Source organism: Chloroflexota bacterium (assembly GCA_016887485.1).
Classification (GTDB): Bacteria; Chloroflexota; Anaerolineae; order Anaerolineales; family Anaerolineaceae; genus Brevifilum.
Map to the genome: position 1 here is coordinate 450,580 of CP069394.1, position 15,601 is coordinate 466,180.

Annotated in this window: 17 protein-coding genes, 1 tRNA gene and 1 pseudogene; 16 read left to right on the forward strand and 3 right to left on the reverse strand. The window is 49.5% G+C overall.

The window, feature by feature from the left end:
• The first annotated feature begins 18 nt into the window (after nucleotides 1-18).
• From JR338_02030 to JR338_02050, 5 genes are all read left to right on the forward strand, one after another.
• A complete protein-coding gene (locus JR338_02030) occupies nucleotides 19-858 on the forward strand; it encodes a hypothetical protein (GenBank protein ID QRN83556.1) in 840 nt (279 codons plus the stop codon).
• 139 nt (nucleotides 859-997) lie between these two features.
• Nucleotides 998-1,729, forward strand: coding sequence for a hypothetical protein (locus JR338_02035; GenBank protein ID QRN83557.1), 732 nt, complete (start codon nucleotides 998-1,000; stop codon nucleotides 1,727-1,729).
• 68 nt (nucleotides 1,730-1,797) lie between these two features.
• A tRNA-Met gene (locus tag JR338_02040) sits at nucleotides 1,798-1,869 on the forward strand.
• 182 nt (nucleotides 1,870-2,051) lie between these two features.
• Nucleotides 2,052-2,231, forward strand: a complete 180-nt coding sequence (locus tag JR338_02045) for a hypothetical protein (protein QRN83558.1) — start codon at nucleotides 2,052-2,054, stop codon at nucleotides 2,229-2,231.
• 175 nt (nucleotides 2,232-2,406) lie between these two features.
• Nucleotides 2,407-2,580, forward strand: a complete 174-nt coding sequence (locus JR338_02050; GenBank protein ID QRN83559.1) for a hypothetical protein — start codon at nucleotides 2,407-2,409, stop codon at nucleotides 2,578-2,580.
• Between the two features lie 59 nt (nucleotides 2,581-2,639).
• On the opposite strand, the gene JR338_02055 is transcribed toward JR338_02050, so the two are convergent.
• Nucleotides 2,640-2,897, reverse strand: a complete 258-nt coding sequence (locus JR338_02055; GenBank protein QRN83560.1) for a hypothetical protein — start codon at nucleotides 2,895-2,897, stop codon at nucleotides 2,640-2,642.
• A gap of 55 nt (nucleotides 2,898-2,952) precedes the next feature.
• On the reverse strand, nucleotides 2,953-3,189 hold the full coding sequence (locus tag JR338_02060; protein QRN83561.1) for a hypothetical protein: 237 nt from the start codon (nucleotides 3,187-3,189) through the stop codon (nucleotides 2,953-2,955).
• A 165-nt stretch (nucleotides 3,190-3,354) separates the two neighbouring features.
• Between JR338_02060 and JR338_02065 the strand changes: the two genes are divergently transcribed.
• From JR338_02065 to JR338_02105, 9 genes are read left to right on the forward strand one after another with little or no spacing between them, the layout of a single operon-like run.
• Nucleotides 3,355-4,191, forward strand: a complete 837-nt coding sequence (locus tag JR338_02065; GenBank protein QRN83562.1) for a purine-nucleoside phosphorylase — start codon at nucleotides 3,355-3,357, stop codon at nucleotides 4,189-4,191.
• A gap of 39 nt (nucleotides 4,192-4,230) precedes the next feature.
• Complete coding sequence (locus tag JR338_02070; protein QRN83563.1) at nucleotides 4,231-4,923, forward strand: hypothetical protein; 693 nt, start codon at nucleotides 4,231-4,233, stop codon at nucleotides 4,921-4,923.
• A gap of 8 nt (nucleotides 4,924-4,931) precedes the next feature.
• Complete coding sequence (locus JR338_02075) at nucleotides 4,932-5,471, forward strand: GNAT family N-acetyltransferase (protein QRN83564.1); 540 nt, start codon at nucleotides 4,932-4,934, stop codon at nucleotides 5,469-5,471.
• A 13-nt stretch (nucleotides 5,472-5,484) separates the two neighbouring features.
• Nucleotides 5,485-7,392, forward strand: a complete 1,908-nt coding sequence (locus JR338_02080; protein ID QRN83565.1) for a hypothetical protein — start codon at nucleotides 5,485-5,487, stop codon at nucleotides 7,390-7,392.
• A gap of 36 nt (nucleotides 7,393-7,428) precedes the next feature.
• Nucleotides 7,429-8,397: a S1 RNA-binding domain-containing protein gene (locus JR338_02085; GenBank protein ID QRN83566.1), complete on the forward strand. Its 969-nt coding sequence runs from the start codon at nucleotides 7,429-7,431 to the stop codon at nucleotides 8,395-8,397.
• Nucleotides 8,397-10,643: a DNA translocase FtsK 4TM domain-containing protein gene (locus tag JR338_02090; protein QRN83567.1), complete on the forward strand. Its 2,247-nt coding sequence runs from the start codon at nucleotides 8,397-8,399 to the stop codon at nucleotides 10,641-10,643. The genes JR338_02085 and JR338_02090 overlap by 1 nt, the downstream gene beginning before the upstream one ends.
• Before the next feature lie 40 nt (nucleotides 10,644-10,683).
• A complete protein-coding gene (locus JR338_02095; protein ID QRN83568.1) occupies nucleotides 10,684-11,325 on the forward strand; it encodes a CDP-alcohol phosphatidyltransferase family protein in 642 nt (213 codons plus the stop codon).
• A gap of 1 nt (nucleotide 11,326) precedes the next feature.
• Entirely contained in the window at nucleotides 11,327-12,169 is an 843-nt protein-coding gene (gene lgt / locus JR338_02100) for a prolipoprotein diacylglyceryl transferase (protein ID QRN83569.1), read from the forward strand.
• A 27-nt stretch (nucleotides 12,170-12,196) separates the two neighbouring features.
• Nucleotides 12,197-12,946, forward strand: a complete 750-nt coding sequence (locus tag JR338_02105) for an MBL fold metallo-hydrolase (GenBank protein ID QRN83570.1) — start codon at nucleotides 12,197-12,199, stop codon at nucleotides 12,944-12,946.
• 23 nt (nucleotides 12,947-12,969) lie between these two features.
• Here JR338_02105 and JR338_02110 read toward each other — a convergent pair whose 3' ends face one another.
• The gene (locus JR338_02110) at nucleotides 12,970-13,473 is read right to left on the reverse strand and encodes an HNH endonuclease (protein QRN83571.1); all 504 of its coding nucleotides are present in this window, start codon (nucleotides 13,471-13,473) and stop codon (nucleotides 12,970-12,972) included.
• A gap of 260 nt (nucleotides 13,474-13,733) precedes the next feature.
• On the opposite strand from JR338_02110, the gene JR338_02115 reads away from it, so the two are divergent.
• Together JR338_02115 and tnpA are read left to right on the forward strand one after the other, a co-directional pair.
• The gene (locus JR338_02115; protein ID QRN83572.1) at nucleotides 13,734-14,945 is read left to right on the forward strand and encodes a tyrosine--tRNA ligase; all 1,212 of its coding nucleotides are present in this window, start codon (nucleotides 13,734-13,736) and stop codon (nucleotides 14,943-14,945) included.
• 193 nt (nucleotides 14,946-15,138) lie between these two features.
• Nucleotides 15,139-15,588: pseudogene (tnpA, locus tag JR338_02120) on the forward strand (IS200/IS605 family transposase).
• Nucleotides 15,589-15,601 lie beyond the last annotated feature (13 nt).

The window sequence follows — 15,601 nt, forward strand, 5'->3', positions numbered from 1 at the left end:
TTAATGAAAGGAAGAAAGATGAAGAATAAAAGCAGACTCATCAGCCTAAGCTTTCTCATTTTTATCCTATTACTTACCGGCTGTAATCTTCCAGGCGCCAATCAGGATCTCTCTGTAGAAGATTGGGTTGCCACCTATGAGCAACAAACCGCCGTGGCGATGGGTGGTGAGGTTTTACCGGGCGATGACGGGGCCGGCGCTGCTCCCACTGTCACTCAGACCATTCAGCCCACGATCACGCTCACCCCGACCTTCACCCTGACGCCGACGGAATCCAAGCCGATGGTGAGTGTCAGTGTGGACACCAACTGCAGGACCGGGCCCGGGAAGATCTATGACTGGATTGGCGCGCTGTTAGTTGGCGAAGTTGCTGAGGTGGTTGGCAAAACTGCAGACGGTCAATATTGGGTGATCAAAAATCCCGACCGGGCAGGCGAGTGCTGGCTTTGGGCGAATTACGCCTCTGTGAAGGGACCGACAGCTGATCTGGTGGAATATACACCTCCACCAACACCGACACCCATGATTGATTGGGCGGGATCCTGGACGACCTATAATGTGGCCCAGGATAACAGCTGGCACTTTTCCTATCCAATGACCTTATCTGTCAGCGGCTCAACACTGACGGGTGTTGTGGACCTCGGCGGTGGGCAAACCGTAAATTTGACCGGCACCATCAGCGAAGATTTTACAACCATCAGCGGCACCTGGATTGGGCCTACGCTAGATGGCACCTTTGAATTCTTTGCCCTGGGTCCGAATCAGTTCCAGGGTAACGGGGATAATGGCTCGCAGGTCTTTGGCTGGTGCGGCAGCAGGAGCGGTGCAGGAGAACCATCTCCGTGTTACACGCCTTAATATGAAGTAGAAATGAGTTTTCGGAAGAGAGGTTCCACCGGGAACCTCTCTTTTTTGATGGAAAAGATTGGTTCTTGACAAAATAGAACACAAGTTCTATACTGTAAAAACTAACAGTCCAGCCTATATGGAGGTTCTCATGAATGTCAGCCAATCTATCAAAAATTCATTTTCCACCTCAATTTCCAGCCTGAAAAACCGCAAGGGATGGATGTATCTAATAATCATCGTTCTGGCCCTGGTTGCATTTGAGGCGTTTAACTTCAGCACAACCGATTTTGCCCTCTCTGATTTATTGGGTAATCTGCGTTTCATGGGCGTCCGCTGGGCCACATTGCTGGCACTGGCCTTTTGCGGGATTGACTTTGCGGGGATTGCCCGCTTATTCGGTCCACAAAACACGGATGATGAGATGCGGTCGAATTGGTTCATGTTTGGTGCCTGGATCCTGGCCGCTACAATGAACGCGATCCTGACCTGGTGGGGTGTGGTGATGGCGATGCAGACCCATTCCGTTTTGAGCGTCAGCCTGGTCAACTCCTCATTCATCAGCAAGTTTGTCCCGATCTTCATTGCGCTGATGGTCTGGGTGATCCGAATCCTGTTGATCGGTACGCTTTCCAAACAAGGCGACAAGTTGCTCCGTGAGGCAAAGCAGCAGAAAACTGGTGGTGTGTCCCGCCGGGAATATCGCCAGTCCCAAAGCAGGGCGGCACACCCAAGCAGCACCCCGGTTGTCGGGTTGGGACGGGCAGCTTCTGCACGGTCCGCCTCCCGCAGGAAGAACAATAGGCCCGAACCGACCTATATCCCGATGAATGACGAAGGTGCATATCGGACTATGAAGGCTTCCGGGGTCACCCGTCGCTAGCCTTTCCGAAAAAATCGTTGACAATTCCCGGAACCCATAGTAATATATCGAACACGTTTGTGTGTTCCGGCGAGGTAGCTCAATGGTAGAGCAGTGGACTCATAAGCCATTGGTTGGCGGTTCAAATCCGCCTCTCGCCACTAAAATAAATCTCCCGTTTATCGGGAGATTTTTGTTTTCCCAAAAGCCTACATTAATGAGTAAATTTTGTTTGATTTATTTAATTATTTAAGAACTTAGCGGTTTTGAAACCTGGATAAAAAAATATATAATGACTATACAAGTGCGCCACTCAACCCTGTAACTCTCAAAAGGAGAAATCATGAAATACATGGTTCATCGCGTTGAAGTTGACGAAGATTCCGTGCAGGAAAAGTTGGAGCTATTCTTGAATCGACTGGATGGGGAAGTCATGGCGGTCATACCCATTTCAACGCCAAAGTTTCTGGCAATGGGTGCGACTTCCGTTGTGAAATATGTCCTGATCGTGGAAAAGAAGTAGCGGTTTACCTGAGATAATCATGGGGTTTAAGGGCTGGTTTGATACGGCTCTTGTTGTGAATGAATTTGAATGCTCAAGAAATTCCCGGAGGAGAATTTTCATAGGGTTGTAACCTTTTTAGTTTCGAAGTGTTATATTTTATAGTTAAATCAATATTACGAAAGGAATTAATATTATGCGACTAACTCCCCCTAAGAAGAATGTGTTTTGGATTGCGACGATTTTCGCCGTGCTTGGTGTTCTCGGTGAAGTTGTCCCCAGTATCCCATTCGTTTCGACTTATGCAATTTGGTTCGTGGTTGTAGGCTTTGTCCTGCTTTGGATGGGCAATGCTGTCAAAGGTTTCTAGTCAGAAATTCTTTTAATTTATAAAAAGAAAACTCTCGGTGCAAACCGAGAGTTTTTGTTTTAGGGGGTAGGGGATACGAATATTAATTGTCTTAGGAAATTGATCACAAAATAGACCCCGACCAGAGCAGCGATAAATAGGGTCAGTGCAAAGACTGCACCCGCAATAAATCTGGCCCGTTCGCCATTGTTCATACTTTTCCATTGCTCCTGAAGGTCACCTTTATAGTCTTTGTCCCATTCAGCACGGGACATCAGGGCCTGGAGCAGAGAGGGCTTGGGGGGTTGGGGGTTGTTTGGTTTCTTTTCTTTTGCCATTGCAGTAATTTCCAGAGTATGAACCGGTTGGATAATGATTATATCCCGTTTATGGTTATAACCCTGGATTGAAGAAATAATAATATTGAAACCAAATGAAGGTTTTTCCGAAGAGGAAATATCCAACTGTAATAATTGCAATTAATAAAACCAGACCGAAGGCTGCTCCTGCCAGCATTTTGTGTCTCTTCTCGGGTGTCAGTATTTTCCAATGGGTGACCATGTTTGCCCAAAAGACTTTGTCTTTATGGCGTCGGCCGAATAGTTTTTGCAGGATTTTCCCGTTTTGCATATCCGGGTGAGACATTTCACTTCCCCTTTATTATGTGTTTTGATTTACTTGGATATTTTACCAAATGGTAAGGAATTTTTATTATTAAAGGTATGAAAATCCCTTAAAAATGAACGGGTGTTATAATGGATTAGGAGTCCTAACCAATTTAAAGAGGTTAATTTTATGAGTGAATTTATTACGATGACGGATATTGATCGGGCGGTAGACGCCATTCGGTCCCGAATTGAAGTTAAGCCAGAAATTGGTATGATCCTGGGCACAGGCCTGGGGCCGCTGGCAGACAGTGTTGATGGGGCCACAATTATCCCCAACCAGGAAATCCCATGCTGGCCGATTTCGACTGTGCAGGGCCATAAGGGCCGCCTGGTGATTGGTGAACTCGAGGGGAAGACTGTATTTATCCTTCAAGGGCGGACTCACTTCTATGAAGGATATACGATGGGGCAGACCACTTTCTCCGTGCGTGTGATGAAACGTCTGGGCTGCGAAACGCTGGTTGTGACCAACGCGGCTGGAGCAATCAACCCGGATTACATCCCCGGCGATCTGATGCTGATCACTGATCACATCAATCTGATCGGGATGGGCGGGTCAAATCCCTTGTTTGGACCCAATATGGAAGAGTTTGGGGTTCGGTTCCCGGATATGAGCCAGCCTTATGACAGCGAACTGCTTGCAACAGCTCGAGAGGCTTGTGACGACGCTGATATTCCTTATCAGGAGGGTGTCTATGTTGGATTAGCGGGGCCTTCTTTTGAAACGCCGGCTGAACTACGCTTCCTAAAAGCCATCGGTGCGGATGCCGTGGGTATGTCCACTGTGCCGGAGGTCATTATTGCCCGGCATAGCGGCATGCGTGTGCTGGGTATTTCCGGCATCTCGAATAAGGCCAACCTGGACGGCAGCACGGTAACGACCCATGAAGAGGTTCTGGAAGCAGGGCAGGTTCTTGTACCCAAGCTGACCGGATTGATCCGCGGGACATTATCAAGGCTCTAGGCCAAAACAATTACAAATTTTTTCTAACCTGCATCTTTTATGGAAAATTTTCTCAATAATATTCTGCGAGGTCTGGTCGATTATGGCGTTGGCATATTTGTCGTCCTGATCCTGGGATTCCTCGTTTATACAAGAAGGTTCCTGATCGCGCTCAAGGAGTGGCAAAGGTCAGTCTTTGGGCTGGAGCGATCTATGGCGCAGCGGCAGCTGGTGACATCTACCACGGGCCTTGCTTTGTTGTTATTCCTCATTATTGGCGAATTTCTGATTGTTACCATTGTTGGCCCGAGGATGCCTTCCATCCAGGTGAGCGCCACCGAAGCACCAGAAAACCCATTTGCGACGCTGACCGTCTCGGTAGAGCCGGAGGAAGCTACTCTCGTACCAACCGCAACCGTTGGACAGGATACATTGGTATCCGACTGTATCCCTGAGGTAGTTGAAATCACTTTTCCTGCGGATGGCGATACGATCAGTGGCACGGTTGAGATCATTGGCTCGATGAATCCTGAAAATTTCGGTTCATATAAATATGAGTTTTCACCCACCGGTGCGATCAGCTGGACGACCATTGCGGCTGGGAATCAATTGAAGCTTGATGAGCTTTTAGGCTATTGGTATACCAATTCGTTAACCCCCGGTGTCTATTTATTGCAGCTCGTACCCCTGGATAATGAAGGGAATGATATGACACCCTGTATTATCACCGTTGAAGTTGTGTCTGAAGAATAGGTGGAACTATGCCAGAAATTGAACTTCGTCCAGTCGATCAGCATGATATTGATAGCCTGACAGCCTTTGAGCATGGGTATTACAGTGAATTTGTCTGGCAGGTCACAATGGAAACTGATCCCCAGAACCTGCAGGCTGGTTTGCGGCGAACCCATTTACCCAGGCGCGTTTTTGTACCTTATCCCCGGAGCAAGGAACTAATTTTCGGCGCGTTAGGTCAGGTTGAAGCTTTTCTGGTGGCTCTATTGGAGAATCAGCCGGTTGGCTATATCAAGGTCCTCGTGGAGCACGGGGAAAAAGTGCTGCGGGTAAGTGATTTGGTGGTATCAACGCCGATGCGCCGCCAGGGGATTGCCAGCGGGTTGATGGTAGCTGTAATGGATATGGCTTCCAGCCGCAATTACCCCTATGTGATGATGGAGATGCAATCCCGGAATGACCCCGCTGTGGCGCTCGCAGAGAAGATGGGCCTCACATTCTGTGGGTTCCGTGATAATTACTACCCCAATCAGGATATGGCCTTATTCTTTAGTAGATTTGTGAGATAGGGCTGGCTCACCTATGTTTCTAAGTATTTACTGGGATGAAGCGATTGAGACCATCAGCCAAATTTTGTCGGCTGGTGTGGCTATCACGGCGTTTTCGCTGTTGTTGTATGCCTTTGCTTTCAATTTGCGGGAAAACGTCGCACGGGCTTTCATCCTGATCCTGACCAGCGTTGTAATTGTCTTCACAATGCACTCGATTGCAACTGTGGGCGCGAATGTGGCATTGGTTGAGTTGATGCTCAAGTTGAAATGGGTTGGGATCGTTTTCCTGCCTGCAACCTATCTTCATTTTTCTGATTCATTGCTAACCATCACAGGACGCCCCAGCCGCGGCAGACGTTATTGGCTGGTTCGGTTGACCTATCTGTTCTCGTTAGTTCTGGTAGTGATGATCCCACTAAATATTCTGATCGGGACCTACACACCTGTGGATTCTCCCGTACCTTATCTAACACATAATTTCTTCACGAAATTATTTTCCTTTTACTATATTGCTGTGATGCTGGTGGCCGGCTCATTACAGTTCAGGGCCTACCAACGGACAGTGACCAAGACCAGCCGTCGGCGAATGATCTACCTGCTGGCAGGTGCAACCGTCGCAGCGATTGGGATTTTCCCCTTCTTGCTAACGGGCTCTGGCCTGATCGCCCTGAACTCGATTGTCTTTTGGATTTTGGTCAGTCTGAGCAGTGTGGCAGTCGGTGTGTTCTTGGTTATCATGGCCTATTCCGTGGCCTTTTTTGGCGTCACCTGGCCTGACCGCCTGGTCAAGAGCCGTTTATTTAAGTGGCTTTTGCGAGGACCCTTCACAGCTTCGATAGCTTTGGCGGTTACGACGATTGTGCGCCGGCTAGGCTTGCTCTGGGGTGAACAATATAATGCCTTTGTCCCAATCTTTATGGTTGTGACCATTTTATTCCTGGAATATATCATCACGATCTTGGCACCGTTTTGGGAGCGCCTCCTTTTTTATGGCAGCGATCGTAAAGATGTCGCAATGATCCAATCTTTGGAGGATCATTTATTGACCCGGTCGGACTTGAGCCAGTTCCTTGAGATCGTCACAGCTACGGTCTGTGACCTTTTACAGGTGCATGAGGCGTTTATCGCGATGATGAATGGCAGCAAGTTGGAATTGCTGACCACCACCGGCGATAAAAACGCATTCAAGGCTATTGAAGAATCGGATGAACTGGTAGATCTCTCTCTGGAAAAGGAATCAGATCTTCAGGGAGATTTCAAGTATTGGAATGGGCATTTATTGGTCCCGCTGGTTTACGATGACCCCCAAAATAGCCAGGTGCTATTGGGTCTTTTGGGCTTCCAGTGGGAACTGGACCGGGAAATGGATGAGGAATATCTCCATTCCATCAACCTTTTGGCGGTCAGAGTGGCGATTGCTTTACGTGATTGGCGCATGCAGCAACAGGTTTTCCAATCTCTGGAATCTTTACAGCCCCAGGTTGCATTGATCCAGCAGTTACGGGCTGCTTCAAGTTATAACAAAATCGGTGTATTATTGGATGAAGTGGATTTACCGGATGAGGATTTCGTCTCCTGGGTCAAGGACGCCTTATCACATTACTGGGGAGGGCCCAAGCTAACGGAAAGCCCCTTGCTGAACCTGAATATTGTTCAGGCTGCAGTGAAGGACTACGATGGCAATCCAGCCAATGCACTTCGTGCGATATTAAAGTCTGCCGTAGACAATATTAAACCTGAGGGTGAAAGACGGTTTACAGGAGAGTGGATATTATATAATATATTAGAGTTAAAATTTTTAGAGGGGCGGAAGGTCCGGGAAGTGGCTGCACGTTTAGCAATGTCGGAAGCGGATCTTTACCGTAAACAGCGGGTCGCTTTGGAAGAGGTCTCGAAAGTGATTATTGGCATGGAAATGGCCACTCGCGAAGAGGAATAAGGCGTATGTTACCAATATTGGGGAGGAATGATTGAAATGAAAACCAGGGAGATTAATGGTAGTCGGAGGATCCCGCCCGGGGAGCCAGATGAAAATTGGTGGGCGGCTGTGCTCTTAGATGAACCGCAAAGTGATTTTTCAGTTGAACAGACTGGATCAGTAGTTGTCTCTGGAATAACAACAGAGGAGGTGACGAAATCAACGGTCAATTGGGATCGCATTAAAACGATCTACACCAATGACCAGATCGTGAACCTGAATGTTGTTGGATTTAACCGAGGTGGGATCCTTGTGGCCGGGGATGATATTCATGGTTTTGTCCCGGCATCGCACCTTATTGATGTGCCAGCCGAACTCTCGGATGATGATCGCGAGACTTATTTCACCAGTTACTTGGATCGAAGTATAGCTTTAAAAATCATCGAATGTGAACCCGAAAAAGAGCGGGTTGTGTTCTCTGAACGGGCGGCTCTGGCAGGTGAGGGTTGTCGGCGGGAGTTGCTGCACAGCCTAAAGATTGGTGATGTGGTTGAAGGCGTGGTTACGAATGTGACCGATTTTGGCGCTTTTGTGGATCTGGGCGGTTTGGAAGGGCTGATTCATGTTTCAGAACTTTCCTGGGGCCGCGTGATCAGCCCATCGGATATTCTCAAAGTATGTGAGACTGTGACCACTCTGGTGCTGCAGGTATCTGAGGATAAAGGTCGGATTGCGCTCAGCTTGAAGCGGTTGACTGAAAACCCGTGGGAGATCCTGGTAGATAAAATGGCGCCAGGTGACGTTGTTCCGGCTACAATCACCAGCGTGGTGAAGTATGGCGCTTTTGCCCGTTTGGAAGAAGGCGTTGAAGGATTGATCCATATATCTTCAATGAGCTTTCCTGACGGATGTACTCATATTGACGATTTCCTTTATAAGGGCCAGGTTGTTAACGTTTGCATTTTACATGTTGATCCGAAAAAACGCAGACTTGGTCTGAAACTGGAAGACCCTACGATTGAATAATGGCAAATAAACCCAAGACAAGCGGTAAGAAAACAACAGATTCGAAGCAGCCCGGCCTGTTCAAGGACGGTGATTGGCAATCTCAGACTGTGGATGTGTTTCAGCGATTCCTCCGTTATGGCTGGGACCTTCTGGGGGTTCTGTTATTTGCATTTGCAGCGATTTTGTTGTTGGGCTCGATTGGCGTCACCCAGGGCGCACTGATTTCACCGCTCTCGGACTTTCTGGCGCGTTGGCTTGGATTGGGACGTTTTCTGCTTGTGGCAGCTCTGGTCGTGATTGCCCTGCAGGTCGTCCGCTGGCGGAAACATCCGCCAGAGCGGGTGCCATTGGGCAAAATCATCGGCATTGAATTTGCTGTATTCTCTTTGATGGGTCTACTTTCCGTCATTGACGGTGCGACCATTTCTGAGGCTGAAACCGGTCAGGATTTGGGCGGTCTGGTGGGTTGGGGGATTGCAGAGATCTTCCGTTCAGCGGTCGGTCCCACATTCGCATTCTTAATTCTCTTTATTCTCTTTGGGATCGCATTGATCGCAGTGTTGGATCTTGTGCCCAAGTTGGAGAAAGCGGTTGATGCCCGAATCAATGAATCAGCATTGATCAATGAGGAAGGTATTCAGTTCAGCCGGCAAGCGCCTGCGGTTGTTGCGGAACCAGAAGAAGAACCGGAAGAGCCTGTGGAACAGCCGAAGAAACAGGTTTACCTCCCGCCGGAATTCAGGAAATCATTTGATACACCTGATATGGCGGACGAGGCGGCTGTGAACCCACAAGAGCGATCAGAAGCCTTGCCCCCGCTAGATCTGCTCCAAAAAGGTGAAATATACCGGCCGGATAAGCGCTCAATTAATCTCACGGCTGGGTTGATTGAAAAAACACTGGCGGAATTTGGCATTCCCGCCAAGGTGGTTGGTTTCCGCACCGGCCCGACTGTGACCCAGTTTGCGGTTGAACCGGGATATATTGACAAAACAGACGAGGACAAACAAAAGGTCCGTGTTTCACAGATTTCATCCCTGCAGAGGGACCTGGCTTTAGCGCTTTCCGCTGAGCGGTTGCGGATTGAAGCGCCCGTGCCGGGCAAATCCTATGTGGGTATTGAAATTCCCAATCCGAATGCTGCTCAGGTCCAGTTGCGGCCGCTGATCGAATCGGAAGAGTTCAGCCGGGTCAATTCTCCTTTGGCATTAACCTTGGGGCGGGATGTGTCCGGGCGACCTGTTGTGGCTGACCTTTCTACGATGCCGCACCTTTTGATTGCTGGGACGACCGGATCCGGGAAGAGTGTCTGTATCACAGCCCTGACGGCTTGTTTGGTGATGAATAACACGCCAGAGGATTTGAAGCTGGCGATGATCGACCCCAAGCGGGTGGAGTTGATGCGCTTCAACGGTATGCCGCATCTGATGGGCAGTGTGGAAACGGAAATCGAGCGGATCCTGGGCGTCTTGCGCTGGGCCACCGCTGAGATGGATTACCGTTATAAACTGCTAGAAAAAGCCCGCGCCAGAAACATTGATTCCTATAACATGAAGATGAAACGGCAGGGGAAGAAAACCTTGCCGAAGATTGTGGTTCTGATTGATGAGCTGGCCGACCTGATGATCTCCGCACCTGACCAGACGGAACATACCCTGGTGCGCCTGGCGCAAAAAGCCAGAGCGATTGGCATTCACCTGATCGTGGCGACTCAGCGGCCCAGCACCGATGTCGTGACAGGTTTGATTAAGGCCAACTTCCCGACAAGGATTTCCTTCACGGTTGCATCCTCGATCGATTCCCGGGTTATCCTGGATACCAGCGGTGCAGAAACGCTGCTGGGTAAGGGCGATATGCTCTTCCTCCATCCCGAAGTTGGGCTGCCCATTCGCGCTCAAGGCGTGATTGTCACGGACAGGGACCTGAACCGAGTGATCCGCTGGTGGCAGAAGAACGAAGACCAGGGTGAACCACCCAAACAGGACCGTTATGATGATACTGAAGCGCCTCCCTGGGAAGAAAAGGTGGGTATCGGGGATGATGAGGATGAGGACGAAGCGCTGATTGATGAGGCTATTGCCCTGATCCGCAAAGAGGGGCATGCCAGTGCATCCTTTTTCCAGCGGCAGCTCCGGGTGGGTTACCCGCGGGCAGCCAGGCTGGTGGATCAGTTGGAAGAAAAGGGCATCCTGGGGCCGTCTCAGGGTGGCGGGCGTGAACGTGAGATCCTGATTGAACTGGATGATGACAACTCAGAGGAATAAGTCTCCGCGGCTACCGAAGACATTGTGATAGACTTAAATTATGACCTTGCCAAACCCCACTGAATCAAAGACATTTACCGCGTTTCTACGACGATTATTCGCCGGATGGCTTAATGCCATTGCCGGTTTCTTTCAACGGATTGGTCTTAGACCGAATACCATCACGATTATTGGTGTGGTGGGCAATATCCTGGCAGGCGTTCTGATTGCTTTTGATAAGCTGACCTGGGGCGGGCTGGTGGCCATGCTGGTGGGCCCGTTGGACGCGCTGGATGGCAGCCTGGCCAGATTGCGAGGGGAAGAGAGCCGCTTTGGCGCATTCTTCGATTCGGTAACTGACCGTTATTCTGAGATCGTGCTTTATACCGGCCTGCTGATTCACTTTTATCATCTGAACAACTGGCGAGGGGCTGTCCTCATCTTCTTTGCCGCTCTGGGATCGGTGATGGTTTCGTATATGCGTGCGAGGGCCGAAGCACTGAACTACTCCGCAAAAGTAGGGCTGCTTACAAGGGCAGAACGCTATATCGTCTTGATCCCCGGTATTATCTTTAATTATCCGGAAATTTCCCTCTGGATTTTGGCCATTTTGACCCATTTTACAGCCTTTCAGAGGTTCTTTTATGTCCGCAGGCAGGCAGTGAATGCACAGGAGCCTGAAGCGCTAAAGAAAGAAGATTAGCATGGTTGAAGGATTTCAAATTGGACCGCTGACGATCCGCTATTATGCCTTGATATTGTTGGGGGGGATCATTGCAGCAGCGATTTTAAGTTATTATCAGGCAAAACGGCAGGGTAAAGACCCGGAAGTCGTATTGGATAGCCTGACCTGGATTGTGCTTGGCGGCGTGATTGGCGCGCGGATCTGGCATATCCTTACCCCACCGGCCTCAATGGTGGAGCAGGGGATCACCACCTGGTATTACCTGACACACCCTTTGGATGCGATTGCGATCTGGAAGGGCGGCCTGGGCATCCCTGGTGCAATTGCCGGTGGTGCACTGGCTTTTTACCTTTACGCGAAGAAGCGCAAACTTCAATTTGGTGCTTGGGCGGATGTTTTTGCCCCAGGCCTGGCGTTGGGACAGGCCATTGGTCGCTGGGGGAACTTCGTCAACCAGGAGGTTTATGGCAGCCCTTCGACCTTACCCTGGGCGATCACAATTGAACCGGCTTACCGTTTACCGCAGTTTAAGGACGTGGCGACCTATCATCCACTCTTCCTTTACGAATCCATTTTCAACCTGTTAAATATGGTTTTCCTGTTGTGGTTTTCCCGCAAATATGCGGACAAGCTCAAGGGCGGGGATGTGTTCCTGACCTATCTGATCTCCTACCCAGTATTCCGCTTTTTAATGGAGTTCCTCAGGTTGGATAACAGCCTGGTCGGCGGCATCAATGCCAACCAGACCCTGATGCTGGTCATCGCAGTGGCTTCGGCTGGGTTCCTGTTCTGGCGGCACAAGAGAGATAAACAAGAATCGGCTGATGATGGTTCCTCAGACGATCTGAACAGCGAAAAATAATCAGCAAAGAAGATTTTAGGAAAAAGCATGTCAAAGATCACATTTTTAGGAACAGCCAGTGCAGTACCTGATGCAACGCATCACAATGCCCATTTCATTCTTGAATCCGGCCAGCGAAAGGTGCTGGTTGATTGCTCAGGTAATCCGATTGTTCGGCTGGAACAGGCTGGGGTGGACCCATTGGCGCTGACAGATGTGATCCTGACTCATTTCCACCCGGACCATGTCAATGGCCTGCCGTTGATGTTGATGGACTTGTGGCTGATGGGCCGGAAACAGCCTTTGACCCTCCACGGCCAAGAAGCAAATCTGGAAAAAGTTCAAAAGTTGATGGCCTTGTTTGAGTGGGAAGCCTGGACAGGTTGTTACCCGGTTGAACTTCATGCCCTGCCACCTGAAGAAATGGCACCCGTCATTGCGGATGAGGAATTGACCATCATGGCCTCACCGGTTTGCCATATGATCCCTGCCATTGGTCTGCAGATGATGATGCCGGAAGGAATTGTTACTTATTCGACCGACACCAGTCCTTGCGATCCGGTCATCCGGCTGGCAATGGGGGCCAATGTGCTGATCCATGAAGCTGCAGGGTTCGCAGCAGGACATACCAGCGCGGCTCAGGCTGGCGAGGTAGCGGCTCAAGCGGGGGTTGATACCCTGGTGCTGATCCACTATTCACCCCAAGCTGATCCGGAAGAACTGGCTGCTGAAGCCGGCATGACATTCAATGGTGATGTTCTGGTTGCAGAAGATTTAATGGCGCTGGAATTGAATTAAACTTTCCCCCAAGAAATTAAGTACTACCAACCAACCAGGAATTCCTGCCATTCCTGGGTTTCGTGCGTGTGTTTACCAAAGAGGTAAACAGCGGTGCTGGGTGGGGCCTGAGGTTTGCGCAGCGGCACCATTCCGGATTGTTCTGGAGTCATGCCGCCTTTGAGATGGTTGCATCGGGAACAGGCTGTGACCACATTGCTCCAGGTGGTTTCTCCACCCATGTGCCTGGGAATGACATGGTCAATGGTTAGTGTATTGGTCTGCCGGCCGCAATATTGACAGGTGAAATTATCGCGTCGGAAGATCTCCTTGCGGGTCAGTTTTACGATGGGGCGGGGGCGTTTGACCATCCGGTTCAGCCGGATGACGGAGGGCAGGGGAAAGACTTCGGAAACGCTATGGATGACTCCTCGACCATTCATCACCAGTGTGGCTTTCTCGGCCAGGACCATATTGATTGCTCGGTACGTCGAGGTGATGTTGATGGGTTGGAAATTAGCGTTTAAAACTAATACCGGTTCATTCATGGCACACCAGATTTGATTATATCAGCTTTGGAACGCTTGGCGTGAAAGTGATTGATTTTGAAAGCGCACCTTTTTTAATGAGTGGGACTGTAATTTCCTCAAATTCCCGTTATAATTATCCTATGAGAAGTAATTCATTTAATTATTACGCCTAGTTAAAAGTTGCACCCGTCAAGGGCAGAGAACGCGCCTTGATTGACGGGCGCGTTTTATTTTTGCCCTATAGTTTTTATTGGATGCGTTTGTTTCAGGAGGCAACAATGAACATTGACCAACAAGTAGCATATTTGATGCGGGGAACCGATTATGGTGATGACACCACCCGCAAGATGATGGAAAAAGAACTGCGGGAACGGCTGATCCTGGCAGAAAAAGAAGGACGGCCGCTGCGCATTTATTGTGGTTATGACCCAACTAAACCTGACCTGCATATTGGCCATACAGTGACCATGCGGAAGCTGCGCCAGTTCCAGGAATTGGGCCACCATGTGATCTTTCTAATCGGGACCTATACCTCCCTGATCGGCGATCCTTCGGATAAGGACAAACTGCGCCCCGTGCTCACCCAGGAACAGGTCCAGGCGAATGCTGAGACCTATGCCACCCAGGCCTTCAAGGTTCTGGACCGGGAAAAGACCGATTTGCGCTATAACGCAGAATGGCTGGATGACCTGATGCTTAAGGACATGATCTATATGGCATCCAATTTCACCATTCAGCAATTCCTGACCCGTGAGAATTTCCGCAAACGTTGGGATAAGGACGAGCCGGTCTACTTCCACGAGCTGTTCTATGCGATCTTGCAGGGTTACGACGCCTATAAGCTGGATACGGATGTCCAGGTGGGCGGCACCGATCAGATGTTCAATATCATGACCGCCGGCCGGAAGATCATGGCCTATTTTGATAAGAAACCAAATATCGGCATCATCCTGCCAATTCTCCCCGGCACGGATGGGGAATTGAAGATGAGCAAGTCCCTTGGCAACGATATCCCCCTGGAGACGACCCCTGAGGATATGTTCGGCAAGGTGATGAGCATTCCGGATAAGGCGATGGGCAGCTACAGCCGCCTAGTGACCCGCTGGACCAATGAGCAGGTTGAAGCCTTTGAAAAGGCGATGGAAAATGGGGATCTGCATCCCCGTGATGCCAAGATGGAATTGGCAAAGGAGATCACTTCTGCTTTCTTCGGTGATGAACCCGCCGAACACGCCAAGACAGAATTCATCAACATGTTCCAGAAGGGCGACATGCCTGATGAGATTCCTGAGTTCCACCCTGAAGGAGAGCCGGTTCTGTTGGATGTGCTGGTGGATAGCAGCCTGGTGAAGAGCAAAAGTCAGGCCCGGCGATTGATCCAGCAAAATGGTGTGAAGATTGACGGCGAGGCAGTTACAGATCCTTTTATGATTCTCTCTGTTGGTTCCATTGTTCAGGTTGGCAAGCGCCGCTTTGTCAAAGTGATCTGAGAATAGAAATTTATGGAGAAAAAGGACTGCGAAAGCAGTCCTTTTTTTTGTTAACCCTTTAGGGAGTTGAGGGCGGAACGCCCGAAACAGAAAACCACCGGCTAAGCCGGTGGAAGCCAAAGGCTTATAGGAAAGAAATCACTCCGGTAGAATGGCAGATGTTCAAGCCGCCAAACGGAAAGGAGTGATTTCTATGGTTAAGAGTCTAGCACACACAAAATGGATGTGTAAATATCATATAGTATTTACGCCAAAATATAGAAGGAAGATTGTGTAAGCCAAGTACAAAGAGAGCATAGTGGAGATAATAAGAGATCTATGCAAATGGAAAGGTGTAGAGATCATAGAGGGGACAGCGATGATAGATCATATTCATCTGCTCGTATCAATCCCCCCGAAGTACAGTGTATCAAGCTTCATGGGATACCTGAAAGGGAAGAGTGCTCTGATGATATTTGATCGACATGGGAATCTGAAGTACAAGTATGGGAATCGGCATTTCTGGTCGAGAGGATACTCTGTGAGCACGGTGGGGTTGAACGAAGCGACCATAGCGAAGTATGTGAGGGAGCAAGAGAAACACGACCAGATGACGGATAAGATCACAACGAAAGAAGCAGAAGACCCCTTTAGGGGTAGCTAGGTAATCGGTGCAC